Origin of the sequence: Serratia sp. (in: enterobacteria) (assembly GCF_046715635.1) — a bacterium.
GTDB lineage: Bacteria > Pseudomonadota > Gammaproteobacteria > Enterobacterales > Enterobacteriaceae > Chania.
In genome coordinates this window covers 1-20948 of sequence record NZ_JBKJYW010000462.1, presented here as the reverse complement: position 1 = coordinate 20948, position 20948 = coordinate 1, and the positions used below count along the sequence as shown (strand labels likewise).

General features: G+C 54.9%; 19 protein-coding genes. 8 read left to right on the top strand and 11 right to left on the bottom strand.

The features are described 5' to 3' along the window. The 4 genes from dtd to ACLQ7H_RS23995 all read left to right on the top strand — a co-directional run. A partial coding sequence (gene dtd, locus ACLQ7H_RS24010) for a D-aminoacyl-tRNA deacylase (RefSeq protein ID WP_411754832.1) occupies window positions 1-417 on the top strand: 417 nt, incomplete at its 5' end. A 21-nt stretch (window positions 418-438) separates the two neighbouring features. Beyond that, the gene (gene fabY / locus ACLQ7H_RS24005; RefSeq protein WP_411754831.1) at window positions 439-1386 is read left to right on the top strand and encodes a fatty acid biosynthesis protein FabY; all 948 of its coding nucleotides are present in this window, start codon (window positions 439-441) and stop codon (window positions 1384-1386) included. A gap of 785 nt (window positions 1387-2171) precedes the next feature. Then, complete coding sequence (locus ACLQ7H_RS24000; protein ID WP_166733703.1) at window positions 2172-2456, top strand: damage-inducible protein J; 285 nt, start codon at window positions 2172-2174, stop codon at window positions 2454-2456. After that, the gene (locus ACLQ7H_RS23995) at window positions 2453-2758 is read left to right on the top strand and encodes a type II toxin-antitoxin system RelE/ParE family toxin (protein ID WP_411754830.1); all 306 of its coding nucleotides are present in this window, start codon (window positions 2453-2455) and stop codon (window positions 2756-2758) included. Before ACLQ7H_RS24000 ends, ACLQ7H_RS23995 begins: the two co-directional genes overlap by 4 nt. Window positions 2759-2922: 164 nt before the next feature. On the opposite strand, the gene ACLQ7H_RS23990 is transcribed toward ACLQ7H_RS23995, so the two are convergent. Both ACLQ7H_RS23990 and ACLQ7H_RS23985 read right to left on the bottom strand, forming a co-directional pair. Further along, window positions 2923-4587, bottom strand: a complete 1665-nt coding sequence (locus tag ACLQ7H_RS23990; protein WP_411754829.1) for an AsmA family protein — start codon at window positions 4585-4587, stop codon at window positions 2923-2925. A 141-nt stretch (window positions 4588-4728) separates the two neighbouring features. Then, window positions 4729-6126, bottom strand: coding sequence for a nucleobase:cation symporter-2 family protein (locus ACLQ7H_RS23985; RefSeq protein WP_411754828.1), 1398 nt, complete (start codon window positions 6124-6126; stop codon window positions 4729-4731). 237 nt (window positions 6127-6363) lie between these two features. Between ACLQ7H_RS23985 and gltS the strand changes: the two genes are divergently transcribed. After that, complete coding sequence (gltS, locus tag ACLQ7H_RS23980) at window positions 6364-7575, top strand: sodium/glutamate symporter (protein WP_411754827.1); 1212 nt, start codon at window positions 6364-6366, stop codon at window positions 7573-7575. A gap of 40 nt (window positions 7576-7615) precedes the next feature. On the opposite strand, the gene recG is transcribed toward gltS, so the two are convergent. The 5 genes from recG to gmk are packed head-to-tail and all read right to left on the bottom strand — an operon-like array spanning window position 7616 to window position 13481. Beyond that, window positions 7616-9697, bottom strand: a complete 2082-nt coding sequence (recG, locus tag ACLQ7H_RS23975) for an ATP-dependent DNA helicase RecG (RefSeq protein WP_411754833.1) — start codon at window positions 9695-9697, stop codon at window positions 7616-7618. After that, window positions 9694-10392, bottom strand: coding sequence for a tRNA (guanosine(18)-2'-O)-methyltransferase TrmH (trmH, locus tag ACLQ7H_RS23970; RefSeq protein ID WP_411754826.1), 699 nt, complete (start codon window positions 10390-10392; stop codon window positions 9694-9696). Before trmH ends, recG begins: the two co-directional genes overlap by 4 nt. Window positions 10393-10397: 5 nt before the next feature. Next, window positions 10398-12509, bottom strand: coding sequence for a bifunctional GTP diphosphokinase/guanosine-3',5'-bis pyrophosphate 3'-pyrophosphohydrolase (spoT, locus tag ACLQ7H_RS23965; protein ID WP_025121292.1), 2112 nt, complete (start codon window positions 12507-12509; stop codon window positions 10398-10400). 18 nt (window positions 12510-12527) lie between these two features. Continuing rightward, the gene (rpoZ, locus tag ACLQ7H_RS23960; protein ID WP_024482945.1) at window positions 12528-12803 is read right to left on the bottom strand and encodes a DNA-directed RNA polymerase subunit omega; all 276 of its coding nucleotides are present in this window, start codon (window positions 12801-12803) and stop codon (window positions 12528-12530) included. A gap of 54 nt (window positions 12804-12857) precedes the next feature. Continuing rightward, complete coding sequence (gmk, locus tag ACLQ7H_RS23955; RefSeq protein WP_411754825.1) at window positions 12858-13481, bottom strand: guanylate kinase; 624 nt, start codon at window positions 13479-13481, stop codon at window positions 12858-12860. A gap of 285 nt (window positions 13482-13766) precedes the next feature. Between gmk and ligB the strand changes: the two genes are divergently transcribed. Beyond that, window positions 13767-15491 carry an NAD-dependent DNA ligase LigB gene (gene ligB / locus ACLQ7H_RS23950; RefSeq protein WP_411754824.1) on the top strand — a complete coding sequence of 575 codons (1725 nt, stop codon included), beginning with the start codon at window positions 13767-13769 and terminating at the stop codon, window positions 15489-15491. On the opposite strand, the gene ACLQ7H_RS23945 is transcribed toward ligB, so the two are convergent. Further along, window positions 15488-16105, bottom strand: a complete 618-nt coding sequence (locus tag ACLQ7H_RS23945; protein WP_025121295.1) for a trimeric intracellular cation channel family protein — start codon at window positions 16103-16105, stop codon at window positions 15488-15490. The genes ligB and ACLQ7H_RS23945 overlap by 4 nt on opposite strands. Window positions 16106-16337: 232 nt before the next feature. Between ACLQ7H_RS23945 and ACLQ7H_RS23940 the strand changes: the two genes are divergently transcribed. Then, the gene (locus ACLQ7H_RS23940; RefSeq protein ID WP_411754823.1) at window positions 16338-16775 is read left to right on the top strand and encodes a DUF3574 domain-containing protein; all 438 of its coding nucleotides are present in this window, start codon (window positions 16338-16340) and stop codon (window positions 16773-16775) included. Between the two features lie 45 nt (window positions 16776-16820). Here ACLQ7H_RS23940 and ACLQ7H_RS23935 read toward each other — a convergent pair whose 3' ends face one another. Both ACLQ7H_RS23935 and ACLQ7H_RS23930 read right to left on the bottom strand, forming a co-directional pair. Next, on the bottom strand, window positions 16821-18005 hold the full coding sequence (locus tag ACLQ7H_RS23935; protein WP_411754822.1) for a NupC/NupG family nucleoside CNT transporter: 1185 nt from the start codon (window positions 18003-18005) through the stop codon (window positions 16821-16823). A 286-nt stretch (window positions 18006-18291) separates the two neighbouring features. After that, a complete protein-coding gene (locus tag ACLQ7H_RS23930) occupies window positions 18292-19371 on the bottom strand; it encodes a linear amide C-N hydrolase (RefSeq protein ID WP_411754821.1) in 1080 nt (359 codons plus the stop codon). A gap of 107 nt (window positions 19372-19478) precedes the next feature. Here ACLQ7H_RS23930 and ACLQ7H_RS23925 point away from each other — a divergent pair, with 107 nt between their 5' ends. Further along, window positions 19479-20366, top strand: a complete 888-nt coding sequence (locus ACLQ7H_RS23925; RefSeq protein WP_411754820.1) for a LysR family transcriptional regulator — start codon at window positions 19479-19481, stop codon at window positions 20364-20366. A 43-nt stretch (window positions 20367-20409) separates the two neighbouring features. On the opposite strand, the gene fdnI is transcribed toward ACLQ7H_RS23925, so the two are convergent. Further along, the coding region (fdnI, locus tag ACLQ7H_RS23920; protein WP_411754819.1) for a formate dehydrogenase-N subunit gamma at window positions 20410-20948 on the bottom strand (539 nt) is incomplete at its 5' end.

Below are 20948 nucleotides of genomic sequence, written 5' to 3'. Positions count from 1 at the left end.
GTATTAAACGCCAGCGTTACGGTAGAAGGTAAGACGGTAGGCAAGATTGGCCCCGGTTTGTTAGTGTTATTGGGCGTCGAGCAGGACGATAACGAGCAAAAAGCCCAACGCCTGTGTGAGCGGGTGCTGGGGTATCGCATCTTCGGCGATGAGGATGACAAGATGAATCTCAACGTTCAGCAGGCTGGCGGTAGCCTGCTGGTGGTGTCGCAGTTCACCCTGGTGGCCGATACCCAGAAAGGCATGCGGCCGAGCTTTTCGCGCGGTGCGGTGCCGCAGGAGGCCGATCGGCTATACCGCTATTTTGTTGAGCAGTGCCAGGAACGTGGTATTGAAACCCAGACCGGTGAGTTTGCCGCCGATATGCAGGTGGCATTGGTGAACGATGGCCCGGTGACGTTCTGGCTGCAGGTTTAAAGATCACAAGAGAAGGCGTCTATGTATCACCTACGAGTACCCGTTACAGAACAAGAACTGAAAGAGTATTACCAGTTTCGCTGGGAGATGCTGCGCAAGCCATTACACCAGCCGGTGGGTTCGGAAAAGGATGCCTACGACGCCATGGCGCACCATCAAATGGTGGTGGATGAGAATGGCCGGATAGTGGCGATTGGTCGCCTGTATATCAATGCCGATAATGAAGCCGCTATCCGCTTCCTGGCGGTTGATCCCACGGTGCAGGACAAAGGCCTTGGCACGCTGGTGGCGATGACCCTGGAGTCGGTAGCGCGCCAGGAAGGGGTAAAGCGGGTAGTGTGTAGCGCCCGTGAGGATGCGGTGGACTTCTTTGCCAAGCTGGGCTTTATCAACCAGGGCGAAATCACTGCGCCGCAAACCACGCCGATCCGCCATTACCTGATGATCAAACCCGTGGCCACGCTGGACGATATTCTGCATCGCCCCGACTGGTGCGGGCAGTTGCAGCAAGCCTGGTATGAACATATCCCGCTTAGTGAAAAAATGGGGGTGCGCATCAGCCAATATACCGGCCAACGCTTTGTTACCACCATGCCGGAAGTGGGCAATCAGAATCCGCACCATACGCTGTTTGCCGGTAGCCTGTTCTCCTTGGCAACGCTGACCGCTTGGGGGTTGATCTGGCTGCTGCTACGTGAGCGCCACCTGGGCGGCACGATTATTCTGGCGGACGCCCATATTCGCTACAGCAAACCGATCACCGGCAGGCCGAGAGCCGTTGCCGATCTGAGCTCATTGAGTGGCGATCTGGCCCGTTTGGCGCGTGGCCGCCGGGCGCGGGTGCAGGCAGAAGTGCATTTATTCGGTGACGACGACAAAGGGGCGGTGTTTGAGGGGACCTATATGGTGCTGCCAGCCGAACCGGAAGAGCCGTTGGACAAGGGCGGCTCAGAGGCGATAGCGAACTGAGTATCAAGCTGTGTGGGCTGGCAAACAGGGTACTTATCCAGGTGGGTCTGCACATGCAGCGCCCACTTAACGGGTTGGGTCTAATTGATGACTTAATCTGTCGTTTAAAGTGGGCACAACTGCCGATTGTTCTTTAATCAGAAAAAACTCGCCTATTTATCATAATTAACTATTTGATTTTTATGCATAAAATAAATTGAGGTAATTAAAATAGTTGCAGAATATTACCCCGTCTCACTCTGAGATTTATTCCAATTACGATGCCTCGAAGTCCAGCAAAGTTACGATCTCTTGATTTTCTGATGCAGGATCCTGTCGTTAGAATGACGCAAAATCATTAAGGTGGTTTATCTGAATGTGCTCGGTAATTCAGCGGTTGGTAGTGTCATTGTTGTTTCTTTCTCAGTTCGGCTGCTGTTGTGTCAGGTATTTTGCCTTAATTAGAGTAGTAAAAGCTGGCTAGGGAAACCTATCGTTATGCACCATCAGTTATGTATGTTCTTCATACTGTAACTTATCCTCCTGAATAAGTAATAAAACACTATAAGGTGTTTTACTGAGCGAATTTAATGATTGTGTGGTGACTCTTTGCGTATGTTTGGATGTGCTTCGCATTAATGAGATTTTTACAGTTAACAAATTGAATATATTAGCAATAAATTTTATAAATTAGCCGTCCTACTCTAAACCGAAGGCTTGGTCGAACGATTAGTATCTGAGGATGACAGCTCAAAATCTAGCATGCATAATGACAACACAAATGACACCACGCAGGCGGAATGATAATGAGCACCATCCACTTCAGAATAGATGAAGAAACCAAGCGTCTAGCGATGCAGGCCGCAGAAAGACAGAAAACGAGTCTGACAGAAGTTATGCGGCAACGGGCGGAAGAACTGGCTGCAGAGGAACGCCGCTACCAGAACAGTGAACATGAAGGCTGGTTGGAGCAGCAGATAATGGCTGCGTTCAGTCGCTATGATAGCGGTGAAAGTGACTTTATCAGCAATGATGAAATGGAAAATCATATGGATGAACTGAAAGCGAAGGCAGCACGAGGCGAACTGTGATAACAGCCGTTGAGTGGGAAAAGCAGGCGCGGGCGGACAGGGAAGCGATCTTCCTCTATCTGTACCAGGAAGCTGGCGTTCTGGTAGCCAGCGCTACAGATGATAGATTCGCCAGCATGGTTGATATCCTGCGGGAAAACCCGCTGGCAGGTACGAAAGCTGGAAGCGTAGAGAAACAACGCAAACTAGTAGTTCCGCGGTTCCCGTTTATCATCGTCTATGTGGTTGAGAACACCTCTGTTCGTATCCTGCGGGTACTGCATACATCGCGGAAAATAGCTGGCAGATACAGCAAAAGTTAGCCCCCTCAGGCTACTGACAAACCTCATCCGGCCCTCTAAATAGACAACGGGCGCCGCATGCAACGCCCGTTCAGAGCATCAGTCGTTGAATATGTACCTCTACAAATTCAGCAACATTGCCACTTTGTTATCAATCTGAAGGTTCGCCTGTCAAACCCTTCTGATCACGGCACCTGCTGCTCCAGAGTCTGCCCATCCTTGCTGGTAGCCTGTAACTGGCCCCGCAAAGACGCCTTAAACGGCCCATCACTATTGAGTAATCCCTTCAGCTGCAACTGCAGATTACCATCACCCTCCAGCGGTACATGCTGCCAACCCCATTGTTGCAAGGTATTCACAGGTACCGAACGTCCATTAAGGGACAGGGTGAACGGTTTACCAGGCAGTTGGCTGACGTTGGCCTTGGCATCCAACAGGCCATCGGGCATAAAGGCGCTCAGCTCGGTAACGTTGATCTGCTGTGCATCTGCATCCAACGCCAGCGAAGGGCGGCGCACGTCGATCTTGTTAAAGGTGGCACCGCCGGCGTTGAGTTTCAGCGAGCCGGACCCAATCCCCCACTGATGGTCACTGGCCAACAGCAGGTTGCTGCCGTTACCATCCAGCGAGGTGAGCTGGAAGGGGAAATCCGGGTTGATATCGATGATCAGGTTACGGTTGGTGTTCATCTTGGCGACGTACACCTCCGCCAGCCAGCTTGGCAGCGGCTGTAACCAGAGTTCACGCCAGTTGCTAGGCAAGGTGTACTCCAACGCAGAGACTGCCACCTCATCTAGTTGCAGGCGCTTATTGGCGCGCAGCCAGTTGCCGGTGGTACGCAGCAATCCACCTTCCCAACGGGTGCTGAACTGGCCAATGGCAATACCGGCTGGCGAGAGCTGCATATCCATAATTGGGTCGATCAGATGGAAATTGCCATTGATCAGGTCGTCGGCGGTGAAGTTGATTGCGCCATCCTGACTGCTCCAATCCCCCTGCTGGAAGGTGATATTTTGCATCGACAAATCGAGATCGTTCGCCGCCCAGGCGTTACCTTCAAGGCGGGCGTTAATCAGATCAAAGCGTTTCAACGTAATGGGTGGCAACGCCGTGAAGCGACCCCAGAACTGTTCTAGCGTCATTGGTACTTGCAGGCGGACGTTGCTCAGCCGCAACCGTTCAACCAACCAACTGCCATCGGCAGCTCGGCTTGCTACCCCGGTCAGATCGCCTTGTGCCAGATCGGCACCAAAGTCGCTCAATATCAGCTGGTTTTGTTTGATTTCGCCCTGGATCAACACCTGCGAGGCCGGAATACCGTTGACCACCATCGAACCGGCGCTGAACTGGAACTGATTGTTATCCCCGAGCAAATGGCCTGCCGTTGGCTGCCACGGGTTGATCCCGGCATTGACCTTCTGCGCGTTAAGCTGCCAGCTCTCATCGTTGGATTGCAGTGCCATATTGCTCAGTTGCAGCACATCGGCCTGTATTGGCAGCGGCGCGCCCTGCAAAGGCTGAACGTTGAGAGTGCCGTCGCGTAGCGTGATGCTATCGAAATAGCGTGGCTCGGTAATTTGCCGCAGGCTGAAAGCCATATCGACCTGCTTGGCCGCCAAGAGCTGCGGTTGGTTGGCACGGGCGAGGGTTACGCCCTCCAGGCTGAGCTGCCCTGGTTTGCTCCACGAATGCGTTATTTTTTCTACCGACAGTTGGTAATCACCACGATCGCTGATCCAGTGACTCAACCAGCCTGCGGCCCAGCGGGTTTGCCCCACTACGTAGAGCAGCACAATGGCCAGCACTATCAGCAGCAGCAACGTGATCAATAGTTTTCCGATAAATTTCATCGTGTGGATCCGTAGCGGACAGAAAAGATACCCTGTTTATGCCGCAATTAGCCCGCCAGCTCAAGGGCAATGGCCTGAAAGACAATAAAAAAACGGCCAGTAGCGTTTCGCCAATGGCCGTTGGTTTGCTGCGGGGAGCGCTTATTTTTCTTCTGGCGGGAACAGCAGGTTCAGCACAATGGCGGTGATACCACCGGCGGCGATACCGGAAGAAAGCAGGGTTTTCAGCCAGTCCGGTGCAAACTGCAAGATCAGCGGCTGTTGGGAAACCCCCATACCGACGGCCAGCGACAGCGCCATAATCATGATGGCGCGGCGGTTTAACTTCTCGCGGGAAACGATACGCACGCCGGAGGCTGCGATGGTACCGAACATCACGATGGTCGCGCCGCCCAGCACCGGCTCAGGAATGTGTTGCACAAAACCGGCAACGGCCGGGAACAGCCCCAGCAGGATCAGCATCAGTGCCACCACAAAACCGACGTAGCGGCTGGCAACCCCTGTCAGCTGGATCACCCCGTTATTCTGGCCAAAGCAGGAGTTCGGGAAGGTGTTGAACACCGCCGATAGCATTGAGTTCAGGCCGTTGGCCAGCACGCCGCCCTTCAGGCGCTTCATATACAGTGGGCCGCTGACCGGCTGTTCAGAAACGTCGGAGGTGGCGGTGATATCACCGATGGTTTCCAGCGACGTGACCATAAAGATCAGCATCAGCGGCAGCAACAGGTTCCAGTCAAAACCCAGGCCGTAATACAGCGGGGTAGGAACGGTGATCAAGGTCGTTTGGGTGGCCGGCTCGGTTTCCGGCAGCATACCCATGGCCCAGGCCAACAGATAACCCACGGCCATGGCAATCACTAACGAAGCGACGCGTAGGTAAGGGTTACGCTGGCGGTTAAGCAGAATAATCACTACCAGCACCGCGCCTGCCAGCAGCAGATTCTTGGGCGAGCCGAAGGTGTGATCGCTCATCGCCGCATAACCGCCGCCGATAGAGGTCAGCCCGACCTGGATCAGCGACAGGCCGATAATCATCACTACAATGCCGGAGACCAGCGGGGTAATGATGCGGCGCGCCAGGTGCAGCACGCGCGACAGCAGGATTTCGGTACAAGAGGCGACCATCAAGGTGCCAAACAGCGCAGCCATCATGGTGGGCACGTCTGCGCCGCCGTTTTTCAGCGCCAGCCCGCCCATAATCAGCGGTGAGACAAAGTTGAAGCTGGTGCCCTGAATGGACAGCAGGCCAGATCCCACCGGGCCCCAGGTTTTGATTTGCAGGATCGAGGCCAGACCGGAAGCGAACAACGACATGCTGATGATGTGCTGCGTATCCTGCGCTGGCAGACCAAGCGCCTGGCAGATCAACAGGGCCGGGGTGATCACGGCGACAAACATCGCCAGCAAATGCTGGCTGGCGGCAAACAGCGTTTGCGGCAACGGCGGGCGATCTTCCAGGCGGTAAATCAGTTCACTATTGTGTGAAACGGGGGCTGATGCTTTTTGCGCGGCATCAAGCTCGGCGGTTTGGCTGGACATGGTGTGGCATTCCCAAAGGCGGCAAAGAAGGCATTTTAATGATCTGCTTCACAAAAGCAAACGGTTGCGCATTAATATTTTGCACGATGCTGAACCCCTTAATGTCGCATTTTCGTTCATTTTTTCTTGTGTTATTAGCCGTTTTTACTTTTAATCCACCCTTCATCAAGTTAAAAAACTGAGTAAATTTTATAACTTATTAATTTATTGGATTTTATTACTACACGGAGTAGCTAGATGTTTCATCTCGATACTTACGGCACTTTAGTTGCCGCCACGCTGGTTCTGCTGCTTGGGGGCAAATGCGTGCGCTCCATTCCTCTGCTGAGAAAATATACAATTCCTGCTCCCGTTGCCGGTGGTTTACTGGTGGCGGTCCTGCTCTTGGTTTTGAAGAAAACGGTTAACTGGGAAATCGGCTTTGATATGTCGCTGAAAGACCCACTGATGCTGGCCTTCTTCGCCACTATCGGCCTGAATGCCAACCTGGCGCGCCTGCGAGCGGGGGGCAAGGCGTTGGTCGTGTTCCTGTTCGTGGTGCTGGGCCTGTTGCTGGTACAGAATGCTATTGGTATCGGCATGGCGAAAATGCTGGGGCTGGATCCGTTAATGGGGCTGATTGCGGGTTCGATTACGCTTTCGGGCGGGCATGGCACCGGGGCGGCCTGGAGCAAGGTGTTCATTGAGCGCTACGGATTTGAGAATGCCACCGAAGTGGCGATGGCCTGTGCCACCTTTGGTTTGGTGCTGGGCGGCCTGATTGGTGGCCCGGTGGCCCGCTATCTGGTGAAACACTCTTCAACGCCGGAAGGTACACCGGATGACAGCGTGCAGCCGAGCGGCTTTGAGAAGCCGGAAAGTGGCCGCCTGATCACCTCGCTGGTGATGATCGAAACCATCGCCATGATCGCCATCTGCCTGAGCATCGGTAACTTTATTGCCGGGTTATTGAATGGCACCGCCTTCGAACTGCCGACCTTTGTCTGCGTATTGTTTGTGGGTGTGATCCTCAGCAATACCCTGTCGGCTACCGGTTTTTACCAGGTGTTTGAGCGGGCGGTCTCCGTGTTAGGTAACGTGAGCCTGTCGCTGTTCCTGGCGATGGCGTTGATGAGCCTGCGCCTGTGGGAGTTGGCTTCACTGGCCTTGCCGATGTTGGCGATCCTGGCGGTGCAGACGCTGTTCATGGCGCTGTATGCCATCTTCGTGACATATCGCGTAATGGGTAAAAACTACGATGCTGCCGTGCTGGCGGCCGGTCACTGCGGTTTTGGCATGGGGGCTACGCCAACGGCTATTGCCAACATGCAGGCGATCACCGATCGTTTCGGTCCTTCGCATCTGGCATTTTTGGTGGTGCCGATGGTGGGCGCGTTCTTTATCGATATCGCTAACGCCATCGTGATTAAGCTGTACCTGATGCTGCCGTTGTTCCCGGCGATCGGCTAAGTGATGATAGCCCCTCTTGGTGAAAAGAGGGGCAGATTGATTAGGCGTTGGAGTAGCGAGCGGTTTCCGGCAGCCAGCGCTCAATCAGTGCATGTGCATGCTGCGGATACTGCTGGTGAATATGGCGAGCTACGCGCTGAACTTCGGGGATCATGGCCTGATCGCGCAACAAATCGGCCACTTTAAATTCTGCACTGCCGGTTTGGCGTGTCCCCAATAGCTCACCCGGCCCACGGATTTCCAAATCTTGCTGGGCAATCACAAAGCCATCGTTACTGTCCCGCAGTACCTGCAGGCGTTTTTGGGCGGTTTTGCTTAGCGGGGTTTTATACAACAGCACGCAATGAGAGGCTACCGCACCACGGCCAACCCGGCCACGTAGCTGGTGCAGCTGAGCAAGACCAAGCCGCTCCGGGTTTTCGATAATCATCAGGCTGGCGTTCGGTACGTCCACCCCCACTTCAATTACCGTGGTGGCTACCAGCAATTGCAGTTCGCCCTGCTTGAAGGCCTGCATCACCGCCTGTTTCTCCGCTGATTTCATGCGGCCATGTACCAGCGCCACCTTCAGTTCCGGCAGCGCAATCTTCAACTCTTCCCAGGTTGCTTCTGCGGCCTGGGCTTCCAGCAAATCCGACTCTTCGATCAGCGTGCAGACCCAATACGCCTGACGGCCTTCTTCGATACAGGCGCTTTTCACCCGCTGGATAATATCGGCCCGGCGCGTATCGGGGATCGCCACCGTTGTCACCGGCGTACGGCCCGGCGGCAATTCATCGATCACCGAGGTGTCCAGATCGGCGTAGGCGGTCATCGCCAGCGTGCGTGGGATTGGCGTGGCGGTCATGATCAACTGATGGGCATGGAACCCTTGTTCTTCGCCTTTCTCCCACAGCGCCAGCCGCTGATGCACGCCAAAGCGGTGTTGTTCATCGATAATCACCAGGGCCAGTCCATTAAACTGCACCTGCTCTTGGAAAATGGCGTGTGTCCCGACCACCATCGACACCTGGCCGCTGGCAATAGCTTCCTGCTGGGCGAGGCGTGCTTTGCCCTTTTGCTTGCCGGCCAACCAACCCACCTCAATCCCCAAGGGTTCAAACCACTGGCGGAAGTTATTGGCGTGTTGTTCGGCGAGTAATTCTGTGGGGGCCATCAGCGCCACCTGTTTACCGTGAGCAATGACACGTAGTGCAGCAAGGGCAGCAACCAGGGTTTTACCTGAGCCGACGTCGCCTTGCACCAGGCGCATCATTGGGAAACCTTTTTGCAGATCCGCTTCAATATCTGCCACAACCCTAGTCTGAGCACCGGTAGGCGAGAAGGGGAGCTGGGCCAGGAAGCGGTTTTTCAGCCGATCGTCAGGCGTTAGCGATAATGCCCGGTAGCTTTGTGCACCAGCGCGGACGGCCAACATGCTGAGGTTATGCGCCAACAGCTCTTCAAGGATCAGGCGTTTTTGTGCCGGATGCTTGCCCTGTTCCAAATCGACCAGTTGGATATCCGGCGGCGGACGGTGCAGCATATGCAGCGCCTGCGGCAGGCTCATCAAACCGCCGCTTAATTCCGGTGGCAGCAGCTCGGCAATGGCACAGGTATCCAGCAACTCCAGCGCCTGATCGGTCAATTTGCGCAGTGTGGCTTGGCGGATCCCTTCGGTGGTGGGATACACTGGCGTCAGCGCCTCTTGCAGCTCGACCTCGCTGTTTTCCCCCTGGACACGGTATTCCGGATGGATGATTTCTGCGCCGTGGGTACCGCGTTTGACTTCGCCATAGGCCGTTACGCGGCGGCCGGTTGCCAGGCTGTTCTTCATCGCCGCGTTGAAGTTGAAGAAGCGCATGGTCAGGATGCCGGTGCCGTCACTGATCTGGCAGATCAGCATGCGGCGGCGGCCAAAGCTGATATCGCTGCGCAGCACTTCCCCTTCCACCGTGGCAAAAATGCCTGGCAGCAGATCGTTGATTGGGTAGAGGCGGGTACGGTCTTCGTAACGCAACGGGAGGTGCAGCAGCAGATCCTGGATGGTATTCAGGCCGATTTTGGCCAGTTTCCCCGCTTGGCTGGCTCCAACCCCGGAAAGTGTAGTGAGTGGGACGGCATCCAGCAGGCGGCCTTTCATCGGCGTACCGTCGTTGCCTGCATGGCAGCCCACCATTCGGCGTCCGCAACCACTTGGCCTTGATCGTCAATCTGCGGGCGCGGCAGTTTTTTACGTTTGGCCACGTTGGCTAACACCGGGTAACCGCCTTCAAACAGCAGACGTTGCTGTTCCTGCTCATCTAACGCGCTGAGATCGCGGCGATACATTCCGGCGTTTTGCCGCTGGCGTTGGGCCTCATACAGGATCAGTGCCGCAGCGACAGAGACATTCAGCGACTGAACCATACCGATCATCGGAATGATGATGTCCTGATCGGCCAAGGCTAGCGCCTCTTCGGTGATGCCGGTTTTTTCCTGCCCCAGCAGTATGCAGGCGGGGCGGGTATAGTCTATTTCGCGAAAATCGACGGCGCGGGCAGAAAGGTGAGTTGCCAGGATCTGCATCCCTTGGCCTTTCAGATGCGTGACCGCTTCGGCGATGGTGGGGTGGGTTTTGACGCTCACCCAGCTATTGCTGCCCGCAGCGGAGGAGACCAGGGTACGCATGCGTGGGGTAGGCCACACGGCATGCACCTGATGTACGCCGACGGCATCGGCGGTACGGATAATCGCGGAGACGTTATGCGGTTTGTGAACCTGTTCCAGGCAGATCGTCAGATCGGGCTGCCGGGTAGCCAGCATTTCACAAATCCGCGCATAGCGTTCGGGGCTCATAGGCGCTAGTTTCGGTTACGGTTAACTTTGATCACGTCCGGCATGATACGGATCTTACGCATAATATTTGCCAGGTGGATGCGATCGCGGGTGGTCAGGCGGATAAAGGCGCTGTAGACCCGGCCATCTTTCTCTTCGGTATTCAGGCTCTGAATATTCGATTCGGCCGCGTTGATCGCCGCCGTGAGATTGGCCAACGCACCCTGATGGTTGAACATGTCCACTTTGATTTCCGCAATGAACTCCTGCTCGGTTTCCATATCCCACTCGACCGCCATGAATTTCTCTGGCTCTTTCTGGTAGCCGCGGATATTACGACAGGATTCATGGTGAACCACCAGGCCTTTGCCCGGGCTGACATGGGCAATAATCGGGTCGCCTGGAATTGGGCGGCAACACTTGGCAAAGGTGATCAGGACGCCATCGGCGCCTTTGATGGCCAGGTTGCGCACGCCGTTTGAGGAGCCCAGGCTGGACTGATCGCCCTGCAGGTTCTTCGCGACTACCACGCTCATGGCGTTACCGAGGCCGATTTCTGCCAGCAGATCGTCCAGCGTGGCCAGCTTCATGCGGTCCAGCTCATGCTGGATATTCTCTGGCGGCACTTCCGAAAGTTTACGGCTGCCCCCGAGCGCATGGTTGAGCAAACGGCGGCCCAGGCTGACGGAATCATCGCGCTTGAGGTTTTTCAGCATCTGGCGGATTTTGGCGCGGGCTTTGGAGCTCACAACAAAGTTCAACCAGGCGGCATTTGGCCGGGCACCCGGAGCGGTGATGATCTCTACCGTCTGGCCACTGGCCAAGGCTTGTGACAGAGGATGGGGCTGGCGATCGACACGTGCGCCAACGCAGGCATGGCCGATATCGGTATGCACGGCGTAGGCAAAGTCGACCGGTGTGGCACCGGCTGGCAGCTCGACAATGCGCCCTTCCGGGGTGAAAACGTAAATCTCATCGGGGAACAGATCGGATTTTACGCTTTCAATAAATTCAAACGAGCTACCGGCGCTTTGTTGCAGCTCCAGCAGGCTCTGCATCCAGCGCTGGGCGCGGATCTGTGCGGTGGTGCCGGTTTCGCCCTGTTCCTTTTCTTTATAGGCCCAGTGCGCGGCAACCCCCATTTCGGCCATCTGATCCATATCTTCGGTACGGATCTGTACCTCAACCGGCACGCCGTGCGGGCCGATCAGTGAAGTATGCAGCGATTGATAGCCGTTAGCCTTGGGAATGGCGATATAATCTTTTACCCGGCCCGGGCGCGGCTTATACAGGCTGTGTGCCTGGCCCAGCACCCGGTAGCAGGTATCCACTTCCTTGACGATCACCCGGAACGCGTAAATATCCATAATGGAATGGAAGCGCTGTTCTTTCAGGTGCATCTTGCAGTAGATGGAATAGAGGTGCTTTTCCCGCCCGCTGACGCGGCAGGGGATACCCGCTTCGGTCAGACGCCCTTCGATCTCGGAGAGGATTTTCTGGATCATCTCCTTACGGTTACCGCGCGCGGCTTTCACCACTTCTTTGATGACGCGGTAGCGGTTCGGGTAAAGCGCTTCAAAACCCAGCTCTTCCAGCTCGGTTTTCAGATGATGAATACCCAGGCGGTGGGCCAGTGGGCTATAAATTTCCAGGGTTTCACGGGCGATACGCCGCCGTTTGTCCGGGCGCAGCGAGCCAAGCGTTCGCATATTGTGGGTGCGGTCTGCCAGCTTGATCAGCACGACGCGGATATCCTGCACCATCGCCATGATCATCTTGCGGAAGTTCTCCGCCTGCGCTTCTTTCTTATCCTGGAATTTTAATTTGTCTAGCTTGGATACGCCCTCAACCAGTTCGGCAACGCTTTTGCCAAACAGTTGTTCCATATCCTGATAGGTGGCCGGGGTGTCTTCGATGACGTCATGCAGCAGGGCTGCCATCAGCGTCTCATGATCGAGACGCATCTCCGCCAGAATACAGGCCACGGCGACCGGGTGAGTAATGTAGGGCTCACCGCTGGAGCGTGTCTGTCCCTCGTGAGCGTCACGTGCAACGAGGTATGCCTGTTTGAGGCGCTTAATCTGCTCCTCAGGCAAGTAACGTTGAATCAGCAGATTCAGGCTTTCAAACAGGTACAAGGCAGACTCACAGTCTAATTAACGACGACCTTCAGCAATCGCGGTAACCGCCTGGATCTCTGCGGCTTCCTGCTCTTGCTGCTCCTGGCGCTCACGAACATCGAGGATCTGGCTGTTGATCAGGCCTTCTTCGATTTCGCGCAGAGCGATAACGGTGTACTTATCATTCTCTTCAGGTACCAGTGCATCCTTACCACCGGTCTGGATTTGACGTGCCCGACGAGCAGCGACCAACACCAGGTCAAAACGGTTACCAATTTTCTCTACAGCGTCTTGAACAGTTACGCGTGCCATATTTGTGCTACTCCACAGGTGACGAAAAGACTGGGCATAATACTGAAACTGTCTTCAGTCTGCCAATAGTTTGCTGATTAAAGCATCATGCCGCAGCATTTGACGGCCCAAACGCAAGCGTTCGGCGCGAATAATGGTCTTCAGATCGGACAAGGCCAGATCAAAATCGTCATTCACGATTAAATAATCATACTCCGCGAAATGCGTCATCTCCGCGACGGCCTGCGCCATGCGCTTGGCGATCACTTCGTCTGCATCTTGCCCACGGCCACGCAGGCGGCGGCCAAGCTCTTCCTTCGACGGCGGCAGAATAAAGATGCTGCGCGCCTGGGGCATTTTGGCACGGATCTGCTGTGCGCCCTGCCAGTCGATATCCAGGAAGACGTCAACGCCGGTCGACAGTACTTGCTCGATGGCCGCGCGGGACGTGCCGTAATAGTTGCCGAACACTTCTGCGTGCTCAAGAAACGCATCCTGCTCAATCATACGGCGGAATTCGTCTTTGGGGACGAAAAAGTAGTGTTCGCCGTGATTTTCACCCGGGCGGCTATCGCGCGTGGTGTGTGAAACCGAAACCTGCGTGTCGTACAGCGGTTGCGTTTTTAACAAAGCCTGAATCAGGCTTGATTTCCCTGCGCCACTTGGGGCAGAGACAATATAAAGCGTGCCTTGAGCCATGATGATGTTCGTTGGTAGCGGTTGATAAGTCAGTGACAGCGGATGTGTAAATTCTCCGCACAGTATACACGGCTAACGGGCGGTATGCAGCGTTAGCTCGCATTTTGGCCGCAGCTTTCTGCTAAAAACAGTGGGGAAAAGTCAATTTGTGCGGCGGATCTGGGGATTTTTGCCGTTTTCAGCAAATGTGCATTCTTTTTGGGAAGCGTTTCGCACCTCCGGTTTTTGGCGTTAGCCAGCAAAGGCGATCGAGTATTTACTGTCGGGAGGTAAGGAGGTGCTCTAATGTGGAGAGGTATTTACCGGGCGCTGGTGGCGGTGGGATTGCTGTGTAGCTCCTTGGCATGGGCAGGTTGTCCAGCTTGGTCATCAGAGCGCTTACAGGTGGAAATTACGGCGCTGGATGATCAACTGGGGCGATGGGATGAGGCTTATTATCGCTTGGGCAACAGCCCGATCGACGATGAGCTCTACGACAGCCTGCTGCAGCAACTGCAAGATTGGCGGCGTTGTGTCGGTGCGGTAGAAGACGGAACGCGGCCATTGCCAGCGGGCAAGGTACCACATCCGGTAGCGCAAACGGGGTTGCGTAAACTGCGCAACTCGCGTGCCGTAGAGCAATGGATGCAGGGCCGCCACGATCTGTGGGTGCAACCCAAGGTTGACGGTGTTGCGGTCACTTTGGTCTACCGGCAAGGCGTATTGGTGAACGCTATTAGCCGGGGAGATGGGCAGAAGGGTGAAAACTGGTTGGAAAAGGTGAAAGCGATCCCCGCTATTCCCCACGTTTTACCGGAGTCTACGGCCAATTTGGTACTGCAAGGGGAGCTGTTTCTGATGGTGAACGATCATCATCAGCAAGCTCAAGGAGGGATCAATGCCCGCTCCAAGGTTGCCGGGATGCTGATGCGTAATACGTCCACCGTGCAACTTAAGCAGCTTGGCCTGTTTGTCTGGGCGTGGCCCGATGGTCCCCCGGCCATGGCCGAACGCCTGCAACAGCTTGCCGCCATGGGTTTTGCGCTGCCGCAGCAATATTCACAACCGGTCACCACGTTGGCGGAGGTGGAGCAGTGGCGGGCAGCTTGGTACAACGGCCCTTTGCCGTTTGTCACCGATGGCGTGGTGATCCACCAAGGGCAAAAACCTCAGGGGCGCTACTGGCAGGCTAAACCCAATGACTGGGCGGTCGCCTGGAAATATCCCCCAGCCCAGCAAGTGGCCAGAGTCACGGATGTTGAATTTGCCATTGGTCGCACCGGCAAAATTGCCGTGGTGCTACGCCTGGATCCGGTACGTATGGACGATAAATGGATCCGGCGGGTTAACGTGGGCTCGCTGGCCTTGTGGCAAAAATGGGACATCGTACCTGGCGATCATATTGCGATTAGCCTGATGGGGCATGGCATCCCGCATTTGAAACAGGTGGTCTGGCGTGCGGTTACCAGGGCAGCACCGCTTGCACCAAAACCGGCGGATTTTCATGCGCTGAGCTGTTTTACCTTACAGCCTGGGTGTCGCCAGCAGTTTCTGGCACGGCTGGTTTGGTTGAGTAGTTCCAATGGGCTGAACATCACCGGGCTGAATAAAGCCGGCTGGCAGGCGCTGATCGATCAGGGATTGGTGAATGACCTGCTGGATTGGTTGGAATTAACCCCGGAACAGCTCAGCGCGGTCCCCAGCCTGGGGGCGAAGCGTGCGCAGGCCCTTTATCGCCAATTTCGGCTGGCGCAGCGGCAACCTTTCGAGCGTTGGCCGATCGCCCTCGGCGTACCCATTTCGCCATTGCAGTCGGCCACGTTGCAAAATTGGCCGCAGGTACAGCAGATGACGTCAGCACAGTGGCAGGAACTTGCTGGTATTGGTGCGCAAAAGGCCAGAAAAGTGCAGGAATTTTTGCACAATCCTGCCTTTCTGGCACTGGTAAAAACCTTGCAGCGGCACAACATTAGCGGTTTTGATGTAGTTCCCGATCGTGCCGAAACGCCTGGCGATGCGTTCGCAGATTAATGGTCGGGGTGCTGATAGTTAAACACCGGCAAGCCAAGACGAAAGCGCAGTGCGAGCAGGCGAGCGCTGAGGCCAGCAACCAGCGTAATAATAATCACCATGTTATGCGGCAAGCTAAGGTGTTGCAGGCCGATATACAGCCAGGCAGCGGCAAAGGCGATGCCGGCATAGATTTCCTTCTGGAAAACCAGCGGGATACGGTTGCAGAACATATCACGCAGCACGCCGCCGAATACGCCGGTGATCACGGCGGCAATGGCCGCAATCAGTGGGGCATGGCCCATATCCAGAGCCACCTGCGCGCCGATGATCGAGAAAACTATCAACCCAATGGCGTCCAACACCAGGAACAGATGGCGCAGGTGGCGCATCAGCGGTGCCATCCAGGTGGTGATAATTGCCGCTATGGCTATGATAACAATATACTCAGGGTGTTTTACCCAGCTCAGTGGGAAGTGCCCAAGCAGCATATCACGCACCGAGCCCCCGCCAATGGCGGTAGCAGAAGCGATAAAAATCACGCCAAACAAATCCATTTGGCGGCGGCCTGCGGCTAACGCGCCGGTCATGGCTTCTGCGGTGATGCCGATGATATAAAGAATGCTCAGTAACATAGGGGGATTCACAGGGTCTGAGGGCTAGAGTGTCAACGCCGGAGGGTAACGAGCCTGGTGGCAACGCACCACTGAGTTTTTTTGTTGGTGTCGCTTTCGAATTACTTTACCTAATGCTAAATGGGTGATTTTTGCTTACTGTTAGTCTCTATTGCTACTTGTGATTTTTAAAACGCATTAGAAATTTGTCGTTAGTGTCTGTTGATGATTATTTAAGGACTATTAAAGCGAGATGAAAAATACCGCGATATTGGCGGCCGCCGTCGCCATAACCTTGCTGTTGAGCGGCTGCGTAGCGCCAGTGCAAAAGGCCTCACCGCTGAAACCGGCAGCAACGTGCAGCACCGGCGAACCAATGACCCAAACCACGCTCTATTTTGGCTTGAATCGCCCGGCAGGGCCGGTCATTACGGCAGCAGAATGGCAGACCTTTGTCGATCAACAGGTAACCCCGCGTTTTAAAGATGGGTTATCGGTATTTGATGCCAAAGGGCAATGGTTGGGGAACGATGGCAAGCTGGCACGGGAAAACAGCAAGGCGTTGATGTTGATCCATAGCCTTGATGCGGCCAGTGAGCAAAACATTGAGGCGCTGCGCACCCGCTATAAACAACAATTTGCCCAAGACTCGGTGATGCGTGTCGATGCGCCGGTGTGCGTTGCGTTTTAATGAATTCCCGGCTTGCCGTAGCTGCAACAAGCCGGGCTATCGTTTTTACAACACCAGCCCGGCAACCGCTGCCGAAAGCAGGCTGACCAGCGTGGAGCCGTAAACCAGCTTCAGGCCGAAGCGAGAAACCACGTTGCCCTGGCGTTCGTTTAACCCCTTGATGGCCCCGGCAACAATGCCGATGGAAGCAAAGTTGGCGAAGGACACCAGGAACACCGAGAGAATACCCAAACCACGGGGGGACAGCTCTGCCGCAATTTTTTTCAGTTCAATCATCGCCACAAACTCATTGGCGACCAGCTTGGTAGCCATGATGCTGCCAGCGCGCAGCGCATCAGGTGCCGGAATGCCGATTAGCCAGGCTAGCGGATAGAACACGTAGCCCAGGATCTGCTGGAAGCTGATGCCAAAAATGGCGGCAAAAATGGCGTTCACGGCGGCGATCAGGGCGATAAAGCCGATTAGCATAGCGGCAATGATCATCGCAATTTTAAAACCCGCGAGAATATATTCCCCCAGCATTTCAAAGAAGCTCTGCTCTTCATGCAGTTTATTCAGCTTGAGTTCCGGCTCGTCGTCCACCTGATAAGGGTTGATGATCGAGAGAATGATAAAGGTGCTGAACATGTTGAGGATTAACGCGGCCACTACGTATTGTGCGTCGATCATCGCCATATAGGCACCCACGATCGACATCGAAACCGTCGACATCGCGGTGGCTGCCATGGTGTACATCCGGCGTGGGGAGATATCCGCAATAATGCCTTTGTAGGCAATAAAGTTTTCCGACTGGCCCAGCACCAAAGTGCTGACGGCGTTGAAAGACTCCAGTTTGCCCATGCCGTTCACTTTGGAAAGCAAGGTGCCCACGACGCGGATCACCAACGGCAAGATGCGCAAGTGCTGCAAAATGCCGATCAGCGCAGAGATAAAGATAATCGGGCACAACACGCCGAGGAAGATAAAGGCCAGCCCTTGGTTGCTCATACCGCCGAAAACAAAGTCGGAGCCTTGTGCTGCAAAGGCCAGCAGGATGGCAAAGAAATCGGCCACGTGCTTGATAACGCCCAGTCCGCTGGCTGAATGCAGGAAGAAATAGGCCAGTGCGGCTTCAATCACCAGCAACTGAATAATATAACGTGGGCGGATTTTCTTGCGGTCATTACTGACCAATAACGCGAGAACGACAATCACCACCAAGGCTAAAATAAATTGCAAAATTTGCGACATAAACAATCCGAACGGCATACCGGCTAGGAAAACGCTATTTAGCCACAGCCCGTGGTGCCTTTCATTACCCTGCATGACGATTAGAACAAAATACTTTGGGCGAGAGTTATGCGTTCAGATTATTGCTGGCCATCGGCGGCCAGCAGCGTTTGATCGTGAAATTTTCCCCATAAAACATGGGGAGTTAGGCGATTGTTGACCAAATGGCAATCTTGTTGAATGTGTAGGGGGCTAACATATTCGACCGTAGGGCGCCGCATGCTGCGCCCTACGTTGTGAACCAGTTCTATTTCGCCTGGGCCAGCACGTTACCTTCCCAACCCTGTTGGGCATAGTCGTTAAGATGGGCGATCTTACGCACCGGTTGCCCTTGGCTGAAGTTGATGTCATGCAGCGGCACCCAAACCTGCGAGGCGGCAAAGGCCGACTTGAAGTGATACTCCGCATGGCTCAGATCCGCAATCGCCGTCCAGTAAGTCCCGATGCCTTTGTTCTGGTCCGGGCGCTTGCTGTATTTGGCATACATGTCGGTGACCTGTTGTTCGCTTGGCTCTGCCGGTGAACCGAGCGGATAAGCCACGTTATTGAGCACCGATAAGATGAAGCCCTGCGCCTGGTTTTTATTGTCCGGCTGCGGCAGGTTTTTCAAATCATAGCTGGCGCGCACCAGGCGCTCATCCGCTTCCAAGCCACCAGGGATCTCGCTGCGTTTGGCGTTCTGATACTTGGCCAGGTTCTGGAGTTGTTTATCGTAAGAAGGGGGATTGGTCATCACCCGATAATTTTTGTCGTGATAGATATTCACTTTGCCGTTATCGATCTCGACGATGGCCGAATCGCCGCTAACGTCTTCGATCGCGATGTGTTTGGTATCCGAAGCGTAATCGATCGGCATATGGGCGGCGGCCAGGCGTACATCACTGCGGATGGCTTTAACCGCCTCATCAACGGTAGCGTAGTTATCCAGGATATAGCTCAACCAGGCGCGGCTTTCGATCACCGGCTTGTTCAGATTGTCCTGCTGCACCTGGCTGCCATTCATATAAAACAGCGTATGGCCCGCCAGCCCCTTTTCATTCATACCGTCCATTGGGAACACACCATCGGCGTAAACCACGACGCTACCGTAGTGGGTTTGCCATTGGGCGGCGTTCTTCGCATCCCCGCCGTTATGCGCAATACCGCGTGGCGTGATCACCAGTGAGGGATCTACCGGCCCGAAGAAATCCAGATTGCGGGCGCTGACCATATAGCCCGGGTACATATTCATAAAGGCACGGGTGCAGGCTTGCGCCCCGGTTGCCAGGCTGGCGCTGAGTGCAGCACCGACCAGAAGGGCTGATACGCTGTGTGTGAACTTTTTCATGGTTTTTCCTTACCTGAATGAGGTGAACAAACTAATGGTAAGCCCGCGAACTCATATCGTAGAGTGGATAACCGGGGGGAAATCCCCCGCAATTTTGTGGAGGAGAGATGGGGAAGATAGGTTTTTCGTTGGCGCAGATTGAAGCTTTCGCCAGCGTTTGTGAAACCGGCAATCTGACCCAGGCGGCCAAGCGCTTGGGGAAGGATCGCACCACCGTCAGTGAACTGATCGAAAATCTGGAGTTGGATCTCGGTTATTCACTGTGCGATCGCCGTACCCGCCCGTTGCAACTGACCGAGGCAGGCCAACGCCTTTACCGGCAAGCACGGCTGTTTTTGCAGGAGGCAGAGGCCCTTAGCCTGTTGGCTCAACATATTCCGCAGCAGGTGCGGCAGAAACTGACGCTGTGCTATGACCCTTTTACTCCGCGCGCTTTTTTAACTGAACTGGCGATGTTTCTGGGCCAGCGTGGTATTCAGCTTGATTTGCTGATGATGGAGCGTGGTGAGGGTGAGCAGGCGTTAGCAGACGATGTGGCGGATATAGGCGTTTATCAGGCGATAAACCGCTCGATTGGCGAAAAGTTTAAATGGCGAGCCTTGGGGGCGATTGAGCTGGCCGTTTATGCTCGCGAGGGTTTTTTCCCCGTTGGCAGCCCGGTCACCTTGCTGTCGCTAGCGTCAAGCACCCAACTCATTCCCTTTAATGACCTGCCCGAGCCGATGGCAAAACGCCTGCAAATCGCCGATCGCATTCAGGTCGTCAATGAACCGGCTTTGCTGCAAACGTTGTTAACCGCCGGGCTGGGATGGGCATTCCTGCCAACTCATCTGAAAATGCAGCACTTGCCGCAGGTAGAGCGGCTCGATACGGATTTGGGGAAACAGGGGTTGATGCACCCGATGGTGGCATTATGGAAGCCTGGAGCCAATAGTGAATTGCTGAGCCTGATCGAAAGCATGCAGCAGATCTTTGAGGGTTCAGTGGTAACTTGAGGAGATTGTCGCCCCCTCATGCGAAGGGGCGAATTTCAACGGGTTACTGCTCGTCTTTTTGCTCCTCAGCCTCGACCTTACGGTACCAGCGTGGGTGATGCTTCTTCGCCCAGCGGCGGCTGACCTTGCCTTCAATCATGCCTTTGATCGAACCCTTCACCCAGAATGCCATATACATATGGATCAGAATGGCGTGGATCAGCACGATCGCCGAGGCGGCGTGGATCAACAGCGCATAGCGGATCACCGGGATCGGGAAGTTGTGGGCGAAATAAGGGCGCCAAATGATAATACCGGTGACCAACAGCACGAAAATCATGCTCATGATGCTCCAGAACATCATTTTCTGGCCGGCATTATATTTGCCGACGTCAGCGACCTTATGCTCATTGCCCTTCAGCACTTCCACGATGCCCTTGACCCACGGCAAGTCCTCTTTCTCGGGGATGTTGTGCTTCACAAAGCGGAAGAACATAAACATCAGCGCGATAAAGATCAGCACGCCAAAGAAAGGATGCAGGATGCGGCCCATCTGCGGTGTACCAAAGGTTTCGGTCAGCCATTGCAGCGTGGGGAAGAACA

What these genes read in the sequence shown, in the direction of transcription:
- ACLQ7H_RS23985 (WP_411754828.1), bottom strand. Translation starts at nt 6,126, where the DNA reads ATGTCCAGCCAAACCGCCGAGCTTGATGCCGCGCAAAAAGCATCAGCC.
- gltS (WP_411754827.1), top strand. Translation starts at nt 6,364, where the DNA reads ATGTTTCATCTCGATACTTACGGCACTTTAGTTGCCGCCACGCTGGTT.
- ACLQ7H_RS23990 (WP_411754829.1), bottom strand. Translation starts at nt 4,587, where the DNA reads ATGAAATTTATCGGAAAACTATTGATCACGTTGCTGCTGCTGATAGTG.
- ACLQ7H_RS24000 (WP_166733703.1), top strand. Translation starts at nt 2,172, where the DNA reads ATGAGCACCATCCACTTCAGAATAGATGAAGAAACCAAGCGTCTAGCG.
- ACLQ7H_RS23935 (WP_411754822.1), bottom strand. Translation starts at nt 18,005, where the DNA reads ATGTCGCAAATTTTGCAATTTATTTTAGCCTTGGTGGTGATTGTCGTT.
- rpoZ (WP_024482945.1), bottom strand. Translation starts at nt 12,803, where the DNA reads ATGGCACGCGTAACTGTTCAAGACGCTGTAGAGAAAATTGGTAACCGT.
- ligB (WP_411754824.1), top strand. Translation starts at nt 13,767, where the DNA reads ATGTGGAGAGGTATTTACCGGGCGCTGGTGGCGGTGGGATTGCTGTGT.
- ACLQ7H_RS23930 (WP_411754821.1), bottom strand. Translation starts at nt 19,371, where the DNA reads ATGAAAAAGTTCACACACAGCGTATCAGCCCTTCTGGTCGGTGCTGCA.
- ACLQ7H_RS23945 (WP_025121295.1), bottom strand. Translation starts at nt 16,105, where the DNA reads ATGTTACTGAGCATTCTTTATATCATCGGCATCACCGCAGAAGCCATG.
- ACLQ7H_RS23940 (WP_411754823.1), top strand. Translation starts at nt 16,338, where the DNA reads ATGAAAAATACCGCGATATTGGCGGCCGCCGTCGCCATAACCTTGCTG.
- ACLQ7H_RS23925 (WP_411754820.1), top strand. Translation starts at nt 19,479, where the DNA reads ATGGGGAAGATAGGTTTTTCGTTGGCGCAGATTGAAGCTTTCGCCAGC.
- gmk (WP_411754825.1), bottom strand. Translation starts at nt 13,481, where the DNA reads ATGGCTCAAGGCACGCTTTATATTGTCTCTGCCCCAAGTGGCGCAGGG.
- fabY (WP_411754831.1), top strand. Translation starts at nt 439, where the DNA reads ATGTATCACCTACGAGTACCCGTTACAGAACAAGAACTGAAAGAGTAT.
- trmH (WP_411754826.1), bottom strand. Translation starts at nt 10,392, where the DNA reads ATGAGCCCCGAACGCTATGCGCGGATTTGTGAAATGCTGGCTACCCGG.
- recG (WP_411754833.1), bottom strand. Translation starts at nt 9,697, where the DNA reads ATGAAAGGCCGCCTGCTGGATGCCGTCCCACTCACTACACTTTCCGGG.